Genomic DNA, 23749 nt, shown 5'->3' with positions numbered 1-23749 from the left:
CTGTTTCTAAGCATCGTAATTTTTTTTAATTGTGCGCGGCACTATATACAAAATTAACACATACAGTCAATTTAAACCTGCCCTAATCCGTTATTATGGTAGAGTTTTATAAATAATGACAAGGAAAAAGGAATTATTTATTGACTAAGTACTCCTTATTTCTGGTTCGGATTACATTTTTTCAGTGCTTGATTCAATTACATTCAGTGGTATGTTATCCTTTACCGCAGAATTTATCATAAGGATACATCCATACCATGGTTTATCTAGCTAAAGAAGTCTTGCCAGTTAATATTGAAGACGAATTAAAGCAATCCTACTTGGATTATGCGATGAGCGTTATCGTAGGTCGGGCCTTGCCTGATGTGCGTGATGGATTAAAACCAGTTCACCGACGTGTGCTTTTTGCAATGAGTGAATTGGGGAACGATTGGAACAAACCCTATAAGAAATCTGCTCGTGTAGTAGGGGACGTTATTGGTAAATACCACCCACATGGCGATACCGCAGTTTACGATACGATTGTACGTATGGCTCAGCCATTCTCAATGCGTTATCTTTTGGTCGATGGTCAAGGTAACTTTGGATCGGTTGATGGTGATGCCCCAGCAGCAATGCGTTATACCGAAGTAAGAATGTCAAAGGTAGCACACGCGTTACTTGCTGATTTAGAAAAAGAGACTGTTGATTTTAGCCCTAACTATGATGAGACCGAGTTTGCTCCCGTAGTTTTACCTTCACGTGTACCTAATTTATTAGTCAATGGTTCCTCAGGTATTGCTGTAGGGATGGCAACGAATATTCCTCCTCATAACTTAACAGAAGTTATTAATGCCTGTATCGCTCTGGTTGATAATCCTGAATTAAGCCTGGATGAAATCATGGAAATTATTCCTGGCCCAGATTTTCCTACTGCAGCGATTATTAACGGTAGAGCTGGGATTATCCAAGGTTATCGTACGGGTAAAGGACGCGTAATTATTCGTGCGCGCACTGAAATCGAAACGGATGAAGACACTAACCGTCAGGCAATTATTATTCATGAGTTACCTTACCAGGTAAACAAAGCGCGTTTGGTTGAACGTATTGCTGAGTTAGTACGTGATAAGAAAATCGAAGGAATCTCTGGACTTCGGGATGAGTCAGATAAGCAAGGTATGCGGGTCGTTATTGAACTGAAGCGTAATGAAGTTGCTGATGTGATTCTAAACAACTTATATGCTCATACCCAAATGCAAAACGTATTTGGTATTAACATGGTTGCTTTGGTTGATGGCCAGCCACGCACCTTGAATTTAAAAGAAATTCTAGAGTACTTCATCAGACACCGTCGTGAAGTTGTTACTCGCAGAACCTTATTTGATTTGAAAAAGGCGAGAACTCGTGCCCATTTATTAGAAGGTTTAGGTATTGCCTTAGCAAATATAGATGAGATGATTGCGCTGATTAAACAATCGCCAACACCACAGGAAGCAAAAATTTCCTTATTAGCAAGGGAATGGCAGCCTGGTATGGTTAAAACAATGCTAGAGCGTGCAGGTTCTGATGCATCAAGACCTGATGATTTAGGTGCTGAATATGGCTTAAGCGCTACAGGATATAAATTATCTGAGGCTCAGGCACAAGCAATTCTTGAGTTGCGTTTACATCGTTTGACTGCTTTAGAACAAGACAAAATTCTTGGTGAGTTTGAAGAGTTATTAAAAGTAATCAAAGAGTTACTTGATATCCTTGCTTCACCAGAACGATTGATGCAAGTGATTCGTGATGAATTAATTGATATTAAAGTCCAATTTGGTGATGAGCGTCGTACAGAAATTACCGCTTCCCAAGAAGATTTAACAATCGAAGATTTAATCACTGAGGAAGATGTTGTAGTTACCTTGTCGCATCAAGGTTATGTGAAATATCAGCCTATAAGTGCTTATCAAGCACAACGCCGAGGTGGAAAAGGTAAGTCAGCAACGAATGTGAAAGATGAAGACTTCGTTTCACGCTTAGTCATTGCAAGCACTCATGATACTTTATTGTGCTTCTCAAACCATGGTAAGTTGTATTGGTTGAAAGCGTATCAACTGCCTTTAGCTAGCCGAATTTCACGAGGTAGACCGATTATTAACATTCTTCCATTGGCTGAGGGCGAGGAAATTAATGCCATGTTGCCTGTTCGAGTCTATCAGGAAGGATTTTATGTCTTTATGGCTACTCGTAATGGTACGGTGAAAAAGGTTCCACTTGATGCCTTTAGCAGACCACGTTCTAATGGAATCATCGCGATTGATTTAGAAGAAAATGATCGTTTAGTTGGTGTTGATATTACTGATGGCACTAAGGACATCATGTTATTCACTGATACCGGTAAAGTAATCCGCTTTGATGAGTCTAAAGTAAGACCTACAGGTCGTACTGCTCGAGGGGTGCGTGGTATTCGTATTGAAGAGGATCAAGCAGTAATTTCTTTGATTGTTGCTCATCCTAATGGAACCATCTTAACTGCGACTGAAAATGGTTATGGAAAACGCACTGCAATTGAAGAGTATCGTGTTTCTGGTCGTGGTGGTCAGGGGGTTATCTCCATTCAAGTGACGGAGCGTAATGGTAAGGTTGTTCGTTCTGTTCAAGTGAATGATAATGACGAAGCCATGTTGATTACTGATAAAGGAACTTTGGTTCGTTTCCGAGTTAATGAGTTGTCAATCATTGGTCGAAATACCCAAGGAGTTCGCTTAATCAACGTTAGCTCTGGAGAGTTAGTCGTAGGTATGCAAAAAATTGAAGATTTAGGTGATGGTTCTGGCGATCTAGAGGACAATCTGGATGAGGATGGTTCATTAGAAATCGAAAACAATGATGCTCAAGATGACAACCAGGACTTATAATTTCGGTGCAGGTCCTGCAATGCTTCCTGAGTCTCTGTTAAAAGAGGCCCAGGAAGAACTCCTTGATTGGAATAACACGGGGATGTCGATTTTAGAAATTGGCCATAGAACCCCTGAGTTTATGTCTCTTTTAGAACATGCCGAACAAACGCTAAGATACCTCTTAGGTATACCCAAAAATTATCAGGTTTTATTCTTAGGTGGCGCTGCGCGTATGCAGTTTGCCATGATTCCCATGAATTTTTTGCATCCCGATGAGCAAGCCGGTTATTTGGACACGGGAATTTGGTCTCATATCGCATTACTTGAAGCCCAACGATTAAAAAAAGCTTATTCCGTGGCAAGTGATGAGGCAAATGGCTACAAATCTATTCCCAATGTGGCACATTGGGAATTAAAAGAAAATACCAGTTATTTGTATTACACTCCAAATGAAACGGTTAATGGAGTTCGTTTTCCTTTTGTTCCAAAGGTTAAAGGGCTTACTCTAATTGCCGATATGACTTCCTGTTTGCTGAGTGAACCTATAAATATTCGCGATTATGGTTTGATTTTTGCTGGAGCCCAAAAAAATATTGCTAATGCAGGCTTAACACTAGTGATTGTTCGCGATGATTTATTAGCAAAGGTTCCCAATCCAACCGTTCCAACGATGTTTGATTATAAATTTCAAACAGAACAGCATTCACTGTATTCAACCCCCCCCGTTTTTAATTGTTATTTGGCGGCTAAAATGTTTGATTGGGTTAAAGCCCGAGGCGGCATTGATGCTCTGTATGAAGTAAATTGTAAAAAAGCAGCTAAATTATATCAGTATTTAGATGCAAATGATTTTTATACTACTTATGTAGATAAAGAAGCACGCTCAATCATGAATGTCTGTTTCTCATTAAAGAACCCTGAGCTTGAGGAACAATTTATACATCAGGCACAGCGGCATGGTTTAAGTGCTTTAAAAGGACACCGTTTTGTAGGTGGAATTCGTGCTAGTCTTTATAATGCGATGCCGATGTCGGGTGTTGATGCCTTAATTGAGTTTATGTCTGAATTTGCAAGGAAAAATTGCTCGTGAAAAGAATTAATTTGCTTAGTAAGCCATCGCATTTGATAACTGGTGAAATCCATGTTCCTGGGGATAAGTCAATTTCTCATCGTTCTATTATCTTTGGTGCTCTTGCTAAAGGAACTACTGTCATTAATGGGTTCCTTGATGGCGAAGACTGTATGGCTACCTTAAATGCTTTTCGAGCTATGGGCGTGCAGATTGACGGCCCTGATGAACAACAAGTTATTATTTATGGTGTAGGTAAGCACGGGTTAAAGAAACCCAATCAAGTGATCGACTGTGGAAATTCGGGGACAAGCATGCGTTTATTGGCAGGTTTATTAGCTGCTCAGGATTTTGACAGTGAATTAATCGGCGATGAAAGCCTGATGAAACGCCCCATGCTGCGCGTTAGTAATCCTTTAATGCAGATGGGAGCTGATATATCTACTGCTGATGGTAAACCCCCGATTAAGATTAATGGCGGTAAAAAGCTAAAGGGCATCAATTACGTTATGCCTGAAGCGAGCGCTCAAGTGAAATCTTGTGTTTTATTAGCTGGTCTGTATGCAGAAGGTGAGACTACGGTTACTGAAACGGGTATCAGTCGTAATCACACTGAGGTCATGTTAGAAAGTTTTTCTTATCCTATATCTCGTAAAGGAAATTCGATTACCGTTGATTCTAAAAGCGAATGCATGGCTACAGAGCTCTTTGTTCCTGGTGATATCTCTTCTGCGGCCTTCTTTATTGTTGCAGCGACGATTATTCCTGGTTCTGATCTACTCATCCATAACGTAGGTATTAATGCCACACGCACAGGAATTTTACACATACTCTTAGAAATGGGCGCCAATATCACTCTGTTAAATCAGCGCCTGCAGGGAAAAGAACGAGTTGCTGACATTCGTGTGCAGTATGCACCATTGCAGGGAATTAATATTTCTCCAGAACTTGTTCCGCTTGCAATCGATGAGTTTCCTATTATTTTTATTGCTGCAGCATGTGCTGAAGGTCAAACTACACTGCATGGCGCAAAAGAACTACGCTTCAAGGAAAGCGATCGCATTGCTGCGATGGTTGATGGATTAAACAAGTTAGGAATTAAAGCCCAAGCCTTAGAGGATGGTGCTTTGATTGAAGGAGGTAAACTACAAGGCGGGACAGTGGATAGTTTAGGTGATCATCGTATCGCGATGTCTTTTGTAATTGCAGGAGCAGTCGCCTCAGCATCAGTAACGGTGGAAAATTGTGCCAATGTGGCAACATCATTTCCATTGTTTGTTGCTACAGCAAAAGAACTTCAACTTCAAGTAGAGGAAGTAGCTGAACATGTACGATAAAAAAATTCCCGTAATTACTCTTGATGGTCCAAGTGGGACTGGTAAGGGGACGTTATGCCATTTGCTTGCCAAGCATTTACAATGGAATATGCTCGATAGTGGTGCGATTTACCGAGTTTTGGCTTATGCTATTAGAAAAAATAATATTGATTTTCAGGACATCAATCAAATTGCAGAACTTGCACGTGCCTTAGATTTACGTTTTGAGTCCTCTGAGGATAATGCTTCTTTAGTTATTTTAAATAACGAAGATGTGAGTACGTCCATTCGCAGCGAGCAATGCGGACAAGATGCTTCAAAAATTGCGGCAATTCCAGAGGTTCGATTGGCGTTACTAGAGCGGCAACGTAATTTTGCGCAGTTCCCAGGCTTAGTTACTGATGGACGTGATATGGGCACGATAGTGTTTCCTGATGCTGTTTTAAAGGTCTTTTTGTATGCAGATGAGCAAGAAAGAGCAAATAGACGTTATTTACAGTTGAAAGAAAAAGGAAATAATGTTAGCCTCGCGCAGGTTGTCGAAGAATTGGTTAAACGTGATACAAGGGATACAGCACGTACTCACGCACCATTAAGGCCTGCAGATGATGCGGTGAAAATTGACACAACAAGGTTGACCATTGTACAAGCGTTCAATACTGTATTAAAATTAATAAAGGAACGTTTGAATAATGTTTAAGTAAGTTTGTTTTCGTTTTGCTATCCATTAAGATGGCAGGAGTGAGAACGGGCTTTGTTTCAGGGGGGGAGCTGAGTGGAACTCATGCTTTCATTTTTTTACTAAAGAGTTTATTAACATGTCTGAAAGTTTCAAAGAATTGTTTGAGCAAAGTATTGCTGGTGCTCAATTTTATCCTGGTGCCATTATCACTGCTAAAGTTATTGGTATTGATGATGATTATGTCATTTTAAATGCTGGACTTAAGTCCGAAGGTATTGTTGCCGTAGAAGAGTTTTACGACAAAGACGGAGCACTGGAAGTTAGCCTAGGCGATACTGTCGAAGTAGCATTGGATTCAGTTGAAGATGGCTACGGCGAGACGCTCCTTTCAAGAGAAAAAGCAAAACGTCAAGAAGCATGGCGCAAACTATCTAAATCACATGAAAACAATGAAACTGTTACTGGTCTTATTTCTGGTAAAGTTAAAGGTGGTTTCACTGTTGAGATCGGTACAATCCGCGCATTCTTACCTGGCTCATTAGTAGACGTCAGACCTGTAAGAGATCCTTCTTACTTAGAAGGCAAAGAGCTAGAGTTCAAAGTAATCAAGATGGACTTAAAGCGCAACAATATCGTTGTTTCTCGACGCGCAGTTGTTGAAGAGGAAAGCAGTGCTGACAGACAAGCCTTGCTTGAATCATTACATGATGGCCAAGAGCTTCATGGTATCGTTAAGAACCTTACTGACTACGGTGCATTCATTGACTTGGGCGGCATAGATGGCTTACTCCATATCACTGATATTTCTTGGAAGCGTGTGAAGCATCCGAGTGAAGTATTGTCAGTTGGTCAAGACGTTAAAGTTAAAGTATTAAGCTTTGACAGCGAAAGAAACCGTGTTTCTTTAGGTATGAAACAATTAGGAAACGATCCTTGGGTTGACCTGGTTGAGCGTTATCCTTTACACAAGAAATTACAAGGTAAAGTTACTAACATTACTGATTACGGTTGCTTCGTTGAAATCGAGGAAGGCGTTGAAGGCTTAGTTCACATGTCTGAAATGGATTGGACTAACAAAAACGTTCACCCAAGCAAAGTTGTGTCTATGGGCGATGTAGTTGATGTAATGGTTCTTGAAATTGATGAAGAACGTCGTCGTATTTCTTTAGGTATGAAACAATGTGTTGGCAATCCATGGCAACAATTTGCTTCTACACACTCTAAAGGCCAAAAAGTAACTGGTAAGATTCGTTCGATTACTGACTTTGGTATTTTCATCGGCTTAGATGGCGAGATTGATGGTCTAGTTCATTTATCTGATATTTCCTGGACTGTTGCTGGCGAAGAAGCGGTGAAGCAGTTTAAGAAAGGTCAAGAATTAGAAGCTGTTATTCTTGCAATTGACCCTGAGCGTGAGCGTATTTCTTTAGGCTTGAAACAATTAGAAGGTGATAACTTCACAAGCTTTGTTGATGAGTTCACTAAAGGTGCGATCGTTAAAGGTAAAGTGATTGCAGTAGATGCAAAAACTGTTACTGTTTCGCTAAATGATGATATTACTGGTACTATCCGTGCTAGCGAATTGTCTGATGAGCGTGTTGACGATGCAACGACTGTTGTCAAAGAAGGTGATGAAATCGAAGCGAAAATCATCAACGTTGACCGCAAAAACCGTTCAATTTCTCTTTCTGTGAAAGCGAAAGATGCTCAAGATGAAGCTGATGCTATTAAGAAGTACTCTAGAACTGAAGGTGCTTCTACAACTACTTTAGGCGATTTGCTTAAAGAGAAAATGGCAAGCAAAGAAGGCGAATAGTTTCCTTCTTAATCAATGAGTTAAAAAGCGTAGATTTTATCTACGCTTTTTATTTATTCGAAAGAATTAATGTAAGTGTTTACGTAATAGCGTAGTCTGGGCTGTAAAGCTCAGCTTGCATTAAGGTGAACACAGATGTTTAATCAGCATATAATGCAGATGCTATTACGTAAACGCTTACATATAAAAAAGTCCAGCAACGTAAGTTGAGGTATTTACCCTAAGCTACGGTGCGAATAAGTTAAGTTGTACTTATTGCAGAAAGTGATTGTTGAGCCAGGCCGCTCAACCAACAAAAAAGGAACAATTATGCGCATAGTAATGCTGGTTATTTATATACTGCTTATTATTATTGGCGTTAGTTTTGCGGCGTTAAATGCTGCTTCTGTGGATGTTAATTTTTATTTTAATACAGTATCTATGCCTATATCGGTTCTAATAACCATTATGTTAGGAATCGGGATCTTGATAGGGTTTATTCTCTTTATCGGACGTTATTGGCGTTTAAAGGCTGAATGCCTTAGAATAAGAAACCAATTAAAGTTGACAGAAAAGGAAATTAAGAACCTTCGTTCAATACCTTTACAAGATCAACATTAATTTTATTATGATGGAACTAAATAAAAAAGCGAGAGGGGAATATTAGATGATTGATTTGTGGCCATTACTGTTGCCTGCTGCTGCATGGTCAGGCTGGTGGGTAGCAAACCGCAATAAATCGAAACCAGATCCCAATCTTTATAATCGCTTGTCTCGTGAATATGTAGTTGGTTTGAATTATTTATTAAATGAGCAATCAGATAAAGCTGTAGATATTTTTATTAAATTATTAGAAGTCGATAGTGATACAGTAGAAACCCATTTGGCACTGGGAAGCTTATTTAGACGTCGTGGTGAAGTTGACCGAGCCATTCGTATTCATCAAAATTTAATTGCCAGACCGCAACTTAGTATTCAGCAAAGAAAAGAGTCATTAATGGCATTAGGACAAGATTATATGAGCGCAGGGCTCTTTGATCGTGCCGAACGGATTTTTTTAGAAGTTGTTGAATTAGGCGGCTCAAAAGAAACGCGTAGTTTGCATGGTTTATTGGCAATATACCAACAAGAAAAAGCCTGGGAAAAGGCATTAGATATTATTAAAAAACTGGAAATTTCTACAGGTACCAGTTTTCATACGCAGGCAGCACATTATTATTGTGAAATGGCGAATCAAGCCTTGAAGGCTAATGCGATTGATCGTGCCGCCTATTGCATTAAACAAGCAATGAATGTTGATTCAGAGTCAGTGCGTGCAAGTTTGATGCATGCTGCCCTGGAAATGAAAGAAGGGCGTTATAAACATGCGATTCGTTCTTTAAAACGAGTTCCGCAACAAGACGCAGATTTTTTAACAGAGATTATTGAGCCATTAGTTCGATGCCATATGGAATTAGATTCCATGGCAGATTGCATTAATTACCTTGAGGACACATTGGAACATCATCCAAGAGCTTCAGTAATTTTTGTAATTGCGGATTATTTAAGGCAACACAAGAACATGGATGCCGCTATTGATTTCGTGGCGGATAATTTGAGCAAACATCCATCAATACGAGGTTTAAACCATTTAATTAATTGGCACCTTGAATCAGCTCATGGAAAAGTGCGCGACAAATTACAAATGCTTTATGATATTACAAGCAAGTTTTTAGATAACAAACCAGTGTATCGATGTAGCCATTGTGGTTTTGGTGGTAAACATCTGCATTGGCATTGCCCTAGTTGTAAAAACTGGGGAAGAATGAAGCCTGTGCATGGCTTAGAAGGGTATTAGTGGTAACGTTTTGATAACGTAAAGGATAAACCTATCAAGGCGATACGATTAACGTTTATACACTATATGAAGAGATTAAGATGCAATTTATCGATTTGAAAACACAGTATTCTTTAATTGAGAACGAAGTTTTAAATGGCATACGCAATGTATTAAACCATGGTCAATACATCATGGGACCTGAAATCGCCCAATTGGAAGAACAATTAGCGGATTTTGTTGGTGTTAAGCATGCTATTGTGAATTCAAGTGGAACGGATGCTTTATTAATGGCATTAATGGCATTAGAAATTCAACCTGGTGATGAAGTTATTACCAGTCCCTTTAGCTTCTTTGCAACGTCTGAGGTCATCAGCCTTTGCCATGCGAAACCCGTGTTTGTTGATATCGATCCACTAACGTATAACCTGGATCCCAACAAGCTAGAAGCAGCGATTACAAGCAAAACTAAAGCAATTATGCCTGTTGGCTTATATGGACAGTGTGCTGATCATGATGCAATTAATGCGATTGCTGATAAATATGGCATTGCAGTAATTGAAGATGCGGCACAAAGCTTTGGTGCTACTTATAAAGGCAAGCGCTCTTGTGCTTTATCAACAATTGGCTGTACAAGCTTTTTCCCATCAAAGCCTTTAGGCGGATATGGTGATTCTGGGGCTTGCTTTACGAATGATGACAAACTAGCTCAGAAATTAATTGAAGTTAGAATTCACGGACAAAATGCGCGTTATTGCCATAGCCGTATTGGTATCAATGGGCGTATGGATACAATTCAAGCTGCTGTTTTACTTGAAAAAATGAAATTATTCCCAGATGAAATTATCATGCGTCAAAAAGTAGCTAAGCGCTACGATCAGATGCTTTCTTCATTGGCAAGAACACCATTTATCCATAGCCATAATACCAGTGTCTACGCTCAATATACCATTGAAGTAGATGATCGTGATGCGTTCCAACAAGCCATGCATGCAGCAGGAATTCCAACTGCAGTACATTACCCCTCACCCTTGCATTTACAAGCAGCAATGGCTTATTTAGGCTATTCGGAGGGGGATTTCCCTCATGCAGAGAAAGCAAGCCACCGTGTGATTAGCTTACCTATGCATCCTTACTTGCAAGAAGCGGAGCAAGTCAGAGTGGTTGAGGCAGTTAAAAAAGCATTAGTGCCTCAAGATGAAGAGGTTATGGCCTAATGTCATCCCCACTAATTGTTGCACTGGATTTTAATCGTGAGCAGGATGCTCTTAATTTAGTTGATAAGTTGGATCCTAAACAGTGTTCCTTAAAAGTTGGAAGTGAGTTGTTCACACTGTTTGGAACTCAGTTTGTGCGACAATTAGTAGATCGGCAATTTAACGTTTTTTTGGATTTAAAATTTCATGATATTCCTAATACCGTAGCCAATGCCTGTAAGGCGGGCGCGGATTTAGGGGTTTGGATGATGAACGTCCATGCCTCTGGTGGAATGAACATGATGCACTCCGCAAGGCAAGCTTTGGAGTCTTATGGAGTAAACAGACCCATATTAATTGCAGTAACTGTGTTAACCAGTTTTAGTCAAACAGACCTGGCTTCAATAGGTATTACTATTCCTGTAATGGAACATGTTAAGAACTTAGCACGTTTAACTAAAGAGTCTGGTTTAGATGGGGTTGTAAGTTCTGCACATGAAGTAAAAGAAATTAAAAATGTCTGCGGAGCAGACTTCATTACGGTAACGCCGGGTATTAGACTTGCAACTGATGCTAAAAACGATCAAACACGCATCATGACACCAGCGGAAGCAATAGCTACGGGGAGTGATTATTTGGTTGTTGGTCGTCCAATTACCCAAGCCAATGAGCCTGAACAAGTGATTGCTGCTATTCTGGCAAGCATTAAATAGGGCATTGAATTAGCCTAAGAGTTAAAATCTTTTCCTTTCAGGGCCATTAAGTGAACCATTATCTTTATAATGCCCACTCTAATAAAACAAATAAAGCAGGGGATATGGACTTTGCAAAAAGCAACTCTAGTTTCATACCGCCATTTTCTTTATTGCATCCAAAATTATCGACTGATCAGGCATATAGCTTTGTGTTCTGAGTGAATCAAGTCGGTCTAAGAATTAATAAGTTTGACGTATTACATAAAATCATGTTAATTATATTTTATACAGAATTTTCTATGTAAATGTTCACCGTGTATGGATGTTTCGTCATTGCGGGTGTTGCGATCGCAATGGGGACCGCTGTTGTATTTAACTCAAAAATGGCGCACCTGTGAACACTTACTTACGTACACCTGCGGACAAGCCACGGGACGTAGGAAACAGCGAGTAGGCCTGGGTTTAAAAATGTATAGGAGAGATAGAAGCTAGTTCCCAGGAGGGGAGCTATGAATAAAACGTCTCACAAATAATTAATTATCAGGAGTCGAAGCAAAAAAAAATTATCCAGATGTTTATGGAAAGGACTTTCATACTCGGGAGCTAAGCGATGACACCACAACACGTAATAAGTCAACTACTAGAATCGGACACTAACTACCCAAAAAATCTGGACTTATTAAAAAAAATTATTATCACTGCTCAATTAGGCCGTTTACAAGTTAATGGATTGCCTCCGGATAATAAAATTTCATTAGCAACCTATCTCTTTGATAATGAAAATATGATGTTCGATTTTACTCGTTTGTGCGAAGAAAAAAGAAAGCAGTTTACGCAATGGCTTTTGGGGCCACATCAGAAAGATAAAACACGAGCTCATTTTAGAGGCGCCACAGTTAATGAGTATCGTGGTTTTACGGCAGAAGCTTTTTTGAACTGGTGGGGTGTTATCAAAAGTTGGATCAATAAACGATATTCTGAATACTGGAAAATAACTGACTTAAATATTTCCCTCAACTACCAATTAATTGGAGTAGAAATGTGTCATGGTAAACATGGCATTTTAATCGGTTTTGATCAGTTTCTGGTTCCTGGTACCGATACCAAATATCGCGATCCAAATGACTCCCAAAAAGAACCCTTAGGGAATACGAAGAGAATCTTTATTACTGAACACCTTGTTGATCAATTAGTTCATAAAGATATTCAACACCTCGAATTTGAATCTATTTGCAAAAATCCACATCCTCATTCTGTCTATGTCTCGAATCTGCAAGAGCGTTTGGCACAGATGTATGATTACCGAAGCACGCAGCGCTATTTGGCCCACCAGCCCTGGTATGCACGCCTGTGGAATTGGATAGTGCCTGGTGCTGATGAGAGCAACAAGATAAAAAGCAGCGTAGTTAAGGAGAATCATTTAATTTCTTTATACCAAAATGAGACAGTACAAATTGACTACTACAGCAAAACCCAGGAAATTATGGTTAGAGAAAAAAGACCCGATATTGATAATATTGTTTACTGTGGCGGTGGGGCGAAGATTTATGGGCATGTAGGTTTTTGGAAGGCACTCAATGATGCGCAAATTCATCCTACAAAATTTGCAGGGAGCTCTGCTGGTGCGATTATGGCCTTACTCTGTTATTTAGGTTATACCGCGAATGAAATTACAGAGTTCTTCAAAAACTTCAGACAAGAGCATTTAGTTCATTTTGACATCGATATAAATGGCATGTCTGATCCGCGTTCGCTAAAAACGGCCCTTGATTATGTGATTACCTATAGGTTAAACCAAATTGTTTCTAAATGCGGCATTCCTTACCCGCAAGGAAAAATTACCTTTGCAACGCTTGAAGCTATAAGAGAACGCGTGCCTGATTGCGGATTAGGTCAAGAGCTTGTGGTTACTGCAACCAATAAACGGCTAGGAAAAACACGTTATTTTTCATTGCAGCACTCATCAGATTTTGAGGTGAGTGAGGCTGTGAAAATTTCTGCGAGTTTTCCAATTGTTTTTCGTTCAACGGTATTAGATGGGGATGAGCATAATGATGGGGGTATTTTAACTAATTTTCCAACAGAAGCGTTCTTTGACGATCATTCGACTTTATTGGAGTCTGAATATGGCAATAATTTAAAGGTTTTAGCGGTCCAATTTGATAATGGGACGGAACGAACTGCGATTGATCGCATGATGGAGCGGGTTTATAAGGAACATTTTTTCATCAATTGGGGGTATCGCCTACTTACCGGTGTGGATGATCCAGCAAGTGGCTGGGAGCAGGATCGTTTAAAATTGCGTAAATATGCATCCCAATCCATTGTGATTAATGTGGATAATGTTTCTACTACATCGTTTACGGTTGATGATGAAAATCGAAATAAAATGATTCAAGCTGGATATGATGCAACGATGAATTATTTAAAGCTGCGTTATATATGTAATGAAGAGGAAGGATATGAAAAGGATGAGTACATGTATTCTAAATTTACCTGTTTAGGAGATTTGTTATCCTATTGTTGCTATCGTGGTGAATCTGATTGGTTTGAACGGGTTAGCCGTATCGCTGTAGAGACAAACATACCGAATAAAACAGGGGTGTTAAGCCAAATACATGAACTAAGAGTATTATATTTTAATGTAAAACCCAATATCTCTCCCCAAAATAACAGGCTAGTAGATGACAATTCCTTAACCTTCTTTGGTAATGCAATACCTCAAGAGCCATTGCCTATGATTCATAATGTGAATCATAAAGTCTTACTTGCGGTGTACCCTGTGTTTTTGATGTTAACGTCTGATTTATTAAAAGATAATGCGGATAAACGGCTTTTTGATGAGGCAAGACATGCTTTAGCACTACAAACTCCTTTTGCTGGTTTGGTATATTTGGTAAAGCTAAAACAGCCAATTAATGTCATGCTGCATATAGTGATTAATTTACTTAAAGAATTGCAAGAAAACCCGAGGCAAGAGGTTTATGATGCATTTACAGAAGTAGTCAATATATTTAAAAATAATCGCTCTATTTATAGAAATGAATTTTATGCGCATTGGGATTTATCGTTTACCCAATGTTTACGTGTATTACATGTGCTGAATCACTATTCAATTCCTGTGGCGATTGAATTGCTGAACTCTTTGAGTCGTGGGTATGAGCCTCTACAAAAAGTCGTCAATGGAGAATATTTTGAGGATTATGAGAGGGAGGCTGATGAGATGAATCATTTAGCTTCTTTTAACGTGTGAATGTACTGACTGAGCGTCTATTTCACGATATACTGAATTTTTTGTCCGAGCCTAATTTATGTACAGTAATCTGACGCTTTACTATCTAAATCAAATAGGAATTAGGCCTTGGATTAAGAGAGAGGCGCAAGAGCAACCTCAAGAGATATCTAATGCTGTTAAACTGGCCGTATTTGTTTCATCAACACTGAGTACGAAAGCGCAATCCCTGTTACAACAAATGATGGGCTATCTGAATTTGAATGATGCTGAGTTTACGGTTATTTCTGCTCAAAAAGATGAACGCCAGCAACGGGATACAAACTTAAGGCCTTTTGCAATATTGGCCTTTGGTTTAAGCCAGGAACAATTGTCTGCTAAGGAGCGCTCCTCTGTTTTTAATACCTTTGATCTGGATTATTTGCTCAAAAACCCCCGAGAGAAAAGAACTGTTTTTAAGGTTCTTAATGAAATTAAACAGTTGGTGTCCTAAATTTTTTTCTTATGAAAATAAAGGGATTTACACTAGTTGAATTACTAGTCACCATGATGTTATTACTTAGCTTATCCTTGGTTGCAGTCGCATCTTACTCCTCTTTTTTAAGTAAAAACGAACGGCAAACACTCGTTGATGAGCTAAAGAATTCAGTGCAGTATGCAAAAGCACAAGCACTTATTTTAAATAGCACTGTTTTTCTTACCCCTATAGATGATTCCTTAAATTGGGCTAACGGGTTGCGGTTGAGTACTAAAAATAAAAAGACGAATAAAATAGAAACGCTTTATCAATGGCAATGGCATCATCCGCGTTGGCAGTTGTCCTGGGCTGGTGTACGCCCTGGAAACAAAATTATTTTTTCTAATAATCCGGCAAATGCGATGTGTAACGGTCGCTTTATCCTGGCGAGTAGGGATAAAGATGAGCGCGTAGAGATTATTTTAAATCGCCTGGGGAGAATAAGGTACTAATTTAAAACCACATTGCTGTGTTACTCAATTGCATTGATAAAAGGGGGATTGCTTCTGCTGCATTAATTGCCCCATTTCACTCAGATTTTCTTCTATAGTTCTAACCAAAGAACTGTTTTTTGTTTCTTTAAAGAAGAAAAAGTTATTACCTTTGGTAACAGCCAGATTAACAACGCATGCAGCCAGATATACCCCTCCCAGTCCGGCAATTGCCAAAGCAACATTTGCTAAAATATAGTTAATATTTCTATGATGTGTGAAATCTTCTTTACTGGTATTGATTAAGGTTTGGCAATCTGCTCAACACATTTGTTGTAAGCCGTGAGAGACATATATTTTAACTGATTCATCCTGTCTTCAAGTTTCGTAGCCAACTGGCCGAGTTTGTTTGCTACATTACCCGAGCCAAAATCGCTTCTATTCGCAGCATCGATTGAGGATGATACCTAGTAAGAATAGCGTTATTCTCGGAGTCTTGTTCATTTGAGTTCTAAAGTTAACCCCTTGTTTTTAGGCATACGCATAATTACTTTAGATGAAAATGTAAAACAACTACCATCAGCAAAAGAGTAAATGTCTCGGTCTGACCAAACATGAATGCCTTTTTTAAATTGCTCATCAAAAAAAGCGTAAAGTTTTTTGGAATTCTCTAGGGAAAGAGTTTTCGGATTAATAATTTCGGGCATGGTCTGTCTTTATGCTATAGCATTGGTCATATTTTACGCTGCATGATCTTTTTTGAGAAGCATTTCACCGAAAAAGGTCTTAGACAAAAAAAATGAGTAGCAGCTTAGAGGTGAATAAGAGAAATCAATAACTTGTCGCTAAATCATTAATTTTGTAAGATGGTGGCGAATCACTTTTATCGTCGATCTGAAATTCATGCCAATTAATACACGTCTTATTTTTTCACTAAAAGCCGAGAGCTCTAGAAGGTTTTTAGAGTGGGTGAACTATAAACAATCATTAACTGATAAATTATTTGATACGCAAGGAGATGCTCAGGTTGAGCTCTTATCCCAACAGTGGGTTAGAACCGATTTTTGGTCTAAAAGTTTGCTTGATGTGTGTGATCTTTCTGTTTTTCAACGTGAAATTCTCATGAAAAGTCATGATGTCCCTTATTGGTATGCACGGACGATTATCCCGCAGCGTTGTTATGATTTAGACACGGAATTCTTTGGTCGCCTGCGCAAAGAGTCAGTTAAGAACCTGATTTTTGATATGGAGCAGGTGAAGCGTGTTAATTCCATTAATTATCCTGTAGATGATCAATGTGTCGAGTTTTATTGGGTGAAAAAATATATTCCAACGATTCGAGATGTACTTTGGGTTCGTATTGCCGAATTTTTATTTATGGAAAAAGAATCGTTTTATTTAGTAGAAATTATGTTTCCTGAGTTAGGAGAAATTACTCCATGAAGTGGACTGCGTACTGGCGCCTTATGCGCTTTGATAAACCGGTAGGAATTTTATTACTTTGGTTTCCTACTGCTTGGGCCTTATGGTTGGCAAATAAAGGGATTCCCTCGTTTAAATTATTTGTTTTATTTTTAAGCGGCACATTATTAATGCGTGCAGCAGGTTGCGTGGTTAATGATATTGCGGATCGTAATTTTGATAAATATGTAGCACGAACCAAATTACGTCCATTAACCTCAGGGGAAATTAGTCTAAAAGAGGCTCTGGGCGTATTATTTATTTTACTGCTTGCTGCATTGTTCATATTACTTTGTTTACCTTGGGATTGTTGGTATTTAGGAGTGATCGCCTTATTCATTTCAATTCTTTATCCGTTTTGTAAACGATTTTTAAGTGCTCCTCAGTTCATTTTGGGCTTGGCCTTTTCTATGGGGATTCCCATGGCTTATGTGGCGTCTAATGTACCTGTAAATACTGAATGTACTTTATTATTTCTACTGAACTTTGCCTGGATTGTGGCTTATGACACGATGTATGCAATGACTGATAAGGAAGATGATTTACGTATAGGTGTAAAATCTACTGCCATTTATTTTGCCAGCTATGATCGTTTTATTATTGGTTTATTGCAATGCTTATTACATGGCCTATGGCTTTATTGGGCATTAAGTAACAAACTAGACAGCATCGTTTTTTATGGCCTTTGGTTTGCCGCGGGTATGGTTTTGCTGTACCAGCAGAAGTTAATCAGTAAACGCGAACGAGAGCAATGTTTTAGAGCATTTATCATAAGTGTTTATTATGGTGCACTCATGTGGCTTGCAGTGGCAATTGCTCAATAATACTGCAGTTATGTCTAGTAAGGTACTTTGTGTTGAACGCTTAATCAATAGAACATAGTCCACATGGTAGGATGCTTTCTTTTTTTGAGTATTTATTTACCATGACCTATTACTAACTTGGCTTGAACGTGCTATGGATAATCAGAATCAAGCTGGCCTTGATATTGAGGCTGAATTATATTTAGGCTATTTAAATCTGTTAGAGCGCGCTTTTCATTGCGAAAAAAATAAACAAACTCTTACCTGAATTACTAATTATATCCAAAATAAGTCCTTGCATGATTTAGACTTGGAATCTCACGATAAATGCCTTGGCTACTGAACCAAGGCATGTTATCCCGAGCATCGCACAGGATTCTCTGAAATTAGACATTAAAACGTTTCACTACCATTATCAGCAACTACACGAGTGTGTTTGCCATAAATTACCAAAATCTTTTGCTTATTTTTTAATTTAAGATCTTCAGATTGAACAACAGAAATAATACCACCAGACGTTAATTTAATAACGTATTCAACCCCACGTGTTTGGTTGTATCCATTATCAACAAAGTCACCGCTTGATGTATTTTTTGCAGTGCTGCTTCGGTGCAAATTAACGGTACGTTTGGAAATAACGGTACCTGGAATAACCTTCTTAATTTTTCCTACTTCATTGGCATCATATTCTCCGGGAGGAGTGGTTTTACAACTGCTTAAAGTCAGTCCTAAAAAGGACACTAAAATGAATTTAAATACGGACTTGTTTTTCATGGTAAATAAACTCCAATAATTGCTCATCGATTGCTTGGGCATTCTAGCGAATTTAGCAGTTTATTGCTATTAAAAGACAGGAAATAGCGTAGCTTTTAATTCCGCTAATAAACTACTTGCACCAATACGAAACCAACTTTTATCAATCGGCTTTCCTAATACCAATTCTGCTAATTTCGCATAATTGGCTGCTTGAGTTGGCGTTTTAACACCACCAGATATTTTAATACCGCATTGCGAGCTTGAATCTTTTATCGCCGTTAGCATTGTAAATACTCCAGGTAACGAGGCTCCTTGGGGTATTTTTCCTGTAGATGTTTTTATAAAATTACAACCAAGCTCAATTAACTGATTACTCACTTCATAAACATGTTTAAGCTCAGAAAAAGCCCCTGTTTCCAGTATTATTTTTAAGGTGCGATTTTCTTGCTTGCACAGATCGATAACAGCCTGACATTGGGTTAATGCCTCATTCTTTCTACCTTCCAAATACAATTGATAGGGAAGTACGTAATCTATTTCCGTAACATTAAGTTCTATTGCTGCATGAATTGATTCTAAAGTCAGATTAAGTTTTTGGTTACCCACTGGAAAATTAACTACGGTGGCTAACTCAACTGCACCAAGCTGCTGGAATAGTGGCAGATGTTTGCTGTAGACACACACTGCTGCAACCAGGCTTTCGCAGGCATTGTGCTTTAATTGAGATAAGGAGGCAGTTGAGGCCTCCTCATCCAATAAGGTGAGATCAAGAGAGTGAATTAATCGCTCAGCGCTAATTATAGGCTGACCTTGGACGCTAAGTAATAACTCGATAACCTCATTTAATGATGATTCTAAAATCACTTAAGTCCTGCAATGTATTCTTTAATCAGTTTATTAAGCTGTTTTGCAGCATTAGCCGCCATTTCAACAACCGCATCATGACTGTGAGCGGTTTGAGTTAACCCTGTAGCATAATTCGTAATGGTCGCAATAACTGCTACCTGCATGCCACAATGATTCGCTACCAATACTTCAGGCACTGTAGACATTCCTACAGCATCAGCCCCCCAAATTTTAAAGGCTTTAATTTCGGCTGTTGTCTCATAGTGTGGCCCTAATACTGAAATATAAACGCCTTGAGCAAGCTTAATTGATTGTTTTTGCGCGATAGCAAGTAAGTCTTGGCGCATGGTTTTATCATAAGCATTGTCGAGTGGGTAGAATCGAGGCCCAAACTCATCATCATTTGGGCCAATTAAAGGATTGTGTGGTTGTAAGTTGATGTGATCGTGAATAAGCATTAACTCACCCGGTCCTACATCTTCTCTTAAGGAGCCGGAAGCATTTGTTGCAATAAAATACTTACAGCCTAAGAGTTTTAAGGTTCTGACATAGGTTTTTACTGTTTCATAATTCTCTAAACCCTCATAGGTATGAGCTCTGCCTTGCAAACAAACAACGCCAACGCCATTCCAATAGCCCAGAATTAAATTTCCGCCATGACCATGTACAGTAATCTTAGGGAAACCAGGTAGATCGTTAAAGCTGATTCGAACTGAGTCTTGTAATTCATCAGCAAACTGGCCTAAACCAGAGCCTAAAACAACAGCAACGGTTGGCGTAAATGAGGGGTGCAAATTTTTAATGTAGTCCGCTGCTAAATGGGGATAGCTCTGCTTTGCTGCAGTGTTCATCATACAAATTATCCTGTTAAGGGTTAAAATCAAAAGCTAATGGCAAGAGTTCTTTAATGGTGATACTACGAATGATTGAATCTTTAGTACAGAGATGTATCATAGTATCCGGAGTTGAAAACTCATGAATTCTTTGTCGGCATGCGCCACAAGGAGAACATAATGTATTTGTCCCAGCAAGTACGACCATACTTTTAATATGCAACTCGCCGGCTGTAACCATCGATGAAATCGCGGATGTCTCCGCACAGACAGTTAACCCGTAGGAACCATTTTCAACGTTGGTACCTGTGTAAAAGTTATCATTTTCAGTACGAATACAGCATGCAACTGTAAATTTAGAGTAGGGCGCATACGAATGCGCAAGCACATCATGTGCCTTGGAAATCATTTTCGCAATTACTGGGTCCATTATATCTCTAGCCTAAACAAAATTGAAAAGGCTAGATTATAGAGCAGAAGTTATTTTATGGCTAGATTATTCGAATCGTAATTATCGACATCGACTACTAGTGGATTGGGATTCTCTGGCACTACAGGGGGTGATGGCTTTTGGAAGAATTGCTCCGTATGTACTGGTTCAGAAGTATTTGTGTGGTCATTTTGGGGTGATACACCGGCTCCTAGACCTTTTTCCATTACATCCGCTGAAGAGGTAAAGGTTGTGGGATGATCGCCAAAATTATAGTCTAATAAATACTCACAAGCTAAAACGCCGAAACCTGCGCAAACAAGGATGGTGAATATAGAAAGAGGCATAGTAATTGGTGGAAATACAAACATTATTGTAGCTGAGATGGCACTGACTACACTGATAATTGATGTAGATAATGCGTAGGATGTATACGCTTCTTGTTGTGAATAAGAAAAATCTTGATCTTTAGGTGGATTATTTAGTTTATGGTATTCGCCTATAGTCCAAAAGGCATTGCCAAGTACAAAAAGCCAGGCTGCTGGCGGAAATAGGGCTGGCATAAAAATAGCAGCAACACTAACAGCGGTTGCGATGAATCCTGTTAATGATGAAAAAAGAAATTGTTCTTTTATTTGAGCAAAACCATACCACGCTTTATCAGCGCGCTCATGCTCAGGTTGGTTGTAGCTTGCAGCAAACCATAGGCTGTATGCGATAAGATAGAGGCCTAATGAAATAAACCTGAAGGTAGCAGCCGCAGCAGCAAAGGGCACGTACTGAAGTTTGGATGCTATAAAGCCGGTAAAAAAAAGAGGACCACTCGATTTTTCTAAATATTTAGTATTCGGCATATGGTGATTATTCTAATTGCTCTATGTTTTGCATATTGTATCTTAATTGGACAAGAAAATCTAGTGTTTATAATGGCAGTATAGCCTAATTGCGTGTGGCTAGTATTTGTCTTTAAATACTTTATTGTATTTTAAGTTTTATGCGTACTAATAAGCCACCATCGGGATTATTTTCAGCGCTAATACCGCCTTGATGTAATTGGATGGCACGGAATGCGATGGCTAAGCCTAAACCATAACCCCCCGTTTTTTTCTCCCGTGAGGTATCGACACGATAAAAAGGATTAAAGATTTTTTCGAGTTGTTCTTCAGGAACACCGGGGCCTTTGTCACCAATTTCAATGTATATATGTTCTTTGCTTTCACCATAGCGCAGCGATACGCGTATTTGCTCTGTGTCTGGTGAGTAATGTAAGGCATTACGCACGATATTCTCGATGGCGCGATGAATTAAGCGTTGATCAACTAATAACTGACACGGTTCTAGTGTTTCTGCGCGCACGCGTGTTGTTTCATTATTACATTCATAATTTGCATCTTCAATAATGCCTTGTAATAGAGCCGGCATATCGACTAGAGACAGGTGCAACTCAGTAGTCGATTTATCAAGCCGTGCAAAATCTAATACTTCAGTAATTAGCGCATTTAATCGCAAGCACTCGAGTTCCATTCGTTTAAATTCAGTCTCAGCAAGTTGATTGGTTTTATTTCGTCCTAGTTCAATTGCAATTTGCAGGCGTGCAAGAGGTGATCTTAATTCATGAGAGATATCCTGCAATAAGCGCTCTTTGGAGTTAACTAATGCTTCAAGTTTTTCTGCCATGCGATCAAATTCGTCACTTAATTCCGCTATTTCATCTTTATGATGGCCTCGTAATTGCCCAACACGCGTATTTAGCTGACCTTTGGCAATAGACTTTGCTGCCATCCCTAATGAGCGTAAAGGTTGGGTGAGGTAGCGTGAAAGCAAGTAGCAAATCAGACCACTAATGAATGTTGCCAAGATAAGGCGTATTGCAAGGCCTGCCCAGGGAATACCCACAAAATGAGAAATAGGCTTTTCACTTACTGCTGCCAAACGATAGAATTTACCTGAGGTGGATAAGATTTCATGACTAACAATCAGTTTTCCAGATTTTAAAATCCCTTCACTTAATTGATCTTTAAGCAAATTTTCTGCAACTTCTTTGACATTGTCAGGTGGGGCCTCGGTACTGATAATTTCGCCTGTACTCGAAATTAGGAACATGGTCATATGCCGGGAAATGCCAATTTTATTCAGCCATTTTAGCAGGGCAGTGTGTTCACCAGATTCAAACGTAGCCACTGCAGCATTTGCATAGCTATCCATAAAAAGTTGTTCTTGAGCAGGTAAAGAAGATTTTTGGGCTACATGACTGATAACCCAAGCTGTGGTGATAATAATAAGAATGGTTGCTAACCAGAAAGAAATGAAAATTTTCCAGTATAAACTACGCATTAAATAAATATCCAAAACCCCTTACTGTTTTTACTATAGGTTCACCTTCAGGATTATCACCTAATTTATTTCTTAAATTACTGATGTGCACATCGATACTGCGATCATAGGCTGTGTATTTTCTTCCCAGAGCATATTCTGTCAGCTCTTCTTTAGAAAATGCTTGCCCAGGTGATTTAATTAACATTTCGAGAATATTAAATTCCGCATTGGTTAATTCAAGATAGTGTCCAGCCATAGTAACATGACGTTTCGAGCAATCGACAACAATATTATGATGCTCAATTATGGGTTTGCTGGTAGGTATTTTTTGTGTACGTCTTAATATCGCTCGTAACCTGGCAACCAATTCACGCGGGTTGCATGGTTTTGGTAAATAGTCATCAGCCCCAATTTCCAAGCCTACGATGCGATCAATGTCATCGCCACGTGCGGTTAACATAAGCACAGGGGTTTCAAGATGTTCGCGAATCAATTTTAATACTTCAAAACCGTTTAGCTTCGGGAGCATTACATCCAGAATAATGGCATCAAAAGGTTGATTTAATGCTTTTTTTACGCCACTTTCACCATCATGCGCACAAATAGCATGATAGCCTTCTGGCTCTAAGTATTGGGCCAGCAAATCAGTTAATTCCGTATCATCATCGATTACAAGTATATTTCCATTCATGAT

General features: G+C 39.0%; 22 protein-coding genes. 14 read left to right on the top strand and 8 right to left on the bottom strand.

The features are described 5' to 3' along the window. Positions 1-257: 257 nt before the first annotated feature. The 12 genes from gyrA (at position 258) to ACQY7T_RS11950 (ending at position 15631) form a co-directional block, all read left to right on the top strand. Entirely contained in the window at positions 258-2879 is a 2622-nt protein-coding gene (gene gyrA, locus ACQY7T_RS12005; RefSeq protein WP_428413735.1) for a DNA gyrase subunit A, read from the top strand. Beyond that, positions 2860-3951: a 3-phosphoserine/phosphohydroxythreonine transaminase gene (gene serC, locus ACQY7T_RS12000; RefSeq protein WP_428413733.1), complete on the top strand. Its 1092-nt coding sequence runs from the start codon at positions 2860-2862 to the stop codon at positions 3949-3951. Before gyrA ends, serC begins: the two co-directional genes overlap by 20 nt. 5 nt (positions 3952-3956) lie before the next feature. Further along, positions 3957-5267 (top strand): 3-phosphoshikimate 1-carboxyvinyltransferase, encoded by a 1311-nt coding sequence (gene aroA, locus ACQY7T_RS11995; protein ID WP_428413773.1) that lies wholly within the window; start codon positions 3957-3959, stop codon positions 5265-5267. Beyond that, positions 5257-5946: a (d)CMP kinase gene (gene cmk / locus ACQY7T_RS11990; RefSeq protein WP_428413731.1), complete on the top strand. Its 690-nt coding sequence runs from the start codon at positions 5257-5259 to the stop codon at positions 5944-5946. Before aroA ends, cmk begins: the two co-directional genes overlap by 11 nt. Positions 5947-6064: 118 nt before the next feature. Further along, entirely contained in the window at positions 6065-7744 is a 1680-nt protein-coding gene (gene rpsA / locus ACQY7T_RS11985) for a 30S ribosomal protein S1 (RefSeq protein ID WP_428413729.1), read from the top strand. A gap of 309 nt (positions 7745-8053) precedes the next feature. Continuing rightward, positions 8054-8344: a lipopolysaccharide assembly protein LapA domain-containing protein gene (locus ACQY7T_RS11980; protein ID WP_058535274.1), complete on the top strand. Its 291-nt coding sequence runs from the start codon at positions 8054-8056 to the stop codon at positions 8342-8344. 46 nt (positions 8345-8390) lie between these two features. Beyond that, positions 8391-9560 (top strand): lipopolysaccharide assembly protein LapB, encoded by a 1170-nt coding sequence (gene lapB / locus ACQY7T_RS11975; RefSeq protein WP_428413727.1) that lies wholly within the window; start codon positions 8391-8393, stop codon positions 9558-9560. Positions 9561-9640: 80 nt separating this feature from the next. After that, entirely contained in the window at positions 9641-10756 is a 1116-nt protein-coding gene (locus ACQY7T_RS11970) for a DegT/DnrJ/EryC1/StrS family aminotransferase (RefSeq protein WP_428413725.1), read from the top strand. After that, positions 10756-11448: an orotidine-5'-phosphate decarboxylase gene (pyrF, locus tag ACQY7T_RS11965; protein ID WP_428413723.1), complete on the top strand. Its 693-nt coding sequence runs from the start codon at positions 10756-10758 to the stop codon at positions 11446-11448. Before ACQY7T_RS11970 ends, pyrF begins: the two co-directional genes overlap by 1 nt. A gap of 592 nt (positions 11449-12040) precedes the next feature. Continuing rightward, positions 12041-14683 (top strand): Dot/Icm T4SS effector VpdC, encoded by a 2643-nt coding sequence (vpdC, locus tag ACQY7T_RS11960; RefSeq protein ID WP_428413722.1) that lies wholly within the window; start codon positions 12041-12043, stop codon positions 14681-14683. Between the two features lie 58 nt (positions 14684-14741). Next, the gene (locus ACQY7T_RS11955; RefSeq protein ID WP_428413720.1) at positions 14742-15155 is read left to right on the top strand and encodes a DNA polymerase III subunit psi; all 414 of its coding nucleotides are present in this window, start codon (positions 14742-14744) and stop codon (positions 15153-15155) included. Between the two features lie 11 nt (positions 15156-15166). Then, the gene (locus tag ACQY7T_RS11950; RefSeq protein ID WP_428413718.1) at positions 15167-15631 is read left to right on the top strand and encodes a GspH/FimT family pseudopilin; all 465 of its coding nucleotides are present in this window, start codon (positions 15167-15169) and stop codon (positions 15629-15631) included. 479 nt (positions 15632-16110) lie between these two features. Here the strand turns inward: ACQY7T_RS11950 and ACQY7T_RS11945 are convergent, their stop codons facing one another. Then, complete coding sequence (locus ACQY7T_RS11945; protein ID WP_428413716.1) at positions 16111-16317, bottom strand: hypothetical protein; 207 nt, start codon at positions 16315-16317, stop codon at positions 16111-16113. Between the two features lie 262 nt (positions 16318-16579). Here ACQY7T_RS11945 and ACQY7T_RS11940 point away from each other — a divergent pair, with 262 nt between their 5' ends. Together ACQY7T_RS11940 and ubiA are read left to right on the top strand one after the other, a co-directional pair. Then, a complete protein-coding gene (locus tag ACQY7T_RS11940; protein ID WP_428413714.1) occupies positions 16580-17053 on the top strand; it encodes a chorismate--pyruvate lyase family protein in 474 nt (157 codons plus the stop codon). After that, positions 17050-17895 carry a 4-hydroxybenzoate octaprenyltransferase gene (gene ubiA, locus ACQY7T_RS11935; RefSeq protein WP_428413712.1) on the top strand — a complete coding sequence of 282 codons (846 nt, stop codon included), beginning with the start codon at positions 17050-17052 and terminating at the stop codon, positions 17893-17895. The genes ACQY7T_RS11940 and ubiA overlap by 4 nt, the downstream gene beginning before the upstream one ends. Before the next feature lie 372 nt (positions 17896-18267). Here the strand turns inward: ubiA and ACQY7T_RS11930 are convergent, their stop codons facing one another. The 7 genes from ACQY7T_RS11930 to cpxR form a co-directional block, all read right to left on the bottom strand. Next, positions 18268-18648 (bottom strand): hypothetical protein, encoded by a 381-nt coding sequence (locus ACQY7T_RS11930; RefSeq protein ID WP_428413710.1) that lies wholly within the window; start codon positions 18646-18648, stop codon positions 18268-18270. Between the two features lie 69 nt (positions 18649-18717). Next, the gene (gene deoC / locus ACQY7T_RS11925; protein WP_428413708.1) at positions 18718-19494 is read right to left on the bottom strand and encodes a deoxyribose-phosphate aldolase; all 777 of its coding nucleotides are present in this window, start codon (positions 19492-19494) and stop codon (positions 18718-18720) included. After that, positions 19491-20330, bottom strand: coding sequence for a purine-nucleoside phosphorylase (locus ACQY7T_RS11920; protein WP_428413707.1), 840 nt, complete (start codon positions 20328-20330; stop codon positions 19491-19493). The genes deoC and ACQY7T_RS11920 overlap by 4 nt, the downstream gene beginning before the upstream one ends. A gap of 13 nt (positions 20331-20343) precedes the next feature. Next, positions 20344-20739, bottom strand: a complete 396-nt coding sequence (gene cdd, locus ACQY7T_RS11915) for a cytidine deaminase (RefSeq protein ID WP_428413705.1) — start codon at positions 20737-20739, stop codon at positions 20344-20346. Positions 20740-20789: 50 nt separating this feature from the next. Next, on the bottom strand, positions 20790-21593 hold the full coding sequence (locus ACQY7T_RS11910; RefSeq protein WP_428413703.1) for a hypothetical protein: 804 nt from the start codon (positions 21591-21593) through the stop codon (positions 20790-20792). A gap of 121 nt (positions 21594-21714) precedes the next feature. Beyond that, on the bottom strand, positions 21715-23073 hold the full coding sequence (cpxA, locus tag ACQY7T_RS11905; RefSeq protein ID WP_428413701.1) for a two-component system sensor histidine kinase CpxA: 1359 nt from the start codon (positions 23071-23073) through the stop codon (positions 21715-21717). Then, positions 23066-23746, bottom strand: a complete 681-nt coding sequence (gene cpxR, locus ACQY7T_RS11900; RefSeq protein ID WP_428413699.1) for a two-component system response regulator CpxR — start codon at positions 23744-23746, stop codon at positions 23066-23068. Before cpxR ends, cpxA begins: the two co-directional genes overlap by 8 nt. Positions 23747-23749: the final 3 nt, after the last annotated feature.

Source organism: Legionella sp. (assembly GCF_965140895.1).
In the GTDB taxonomy this organism is placed as follows: domain Bacteria; phylum Pseudomonadota; class Gammaproteobacteria; order Legionellales; family Legionellaceae; genus Legionella.
The sequence above is the reverse complement of the archived record's forward strand: the minus strand, read 5'-3'. Positions and strand labels throughout refer to the sequence as shown.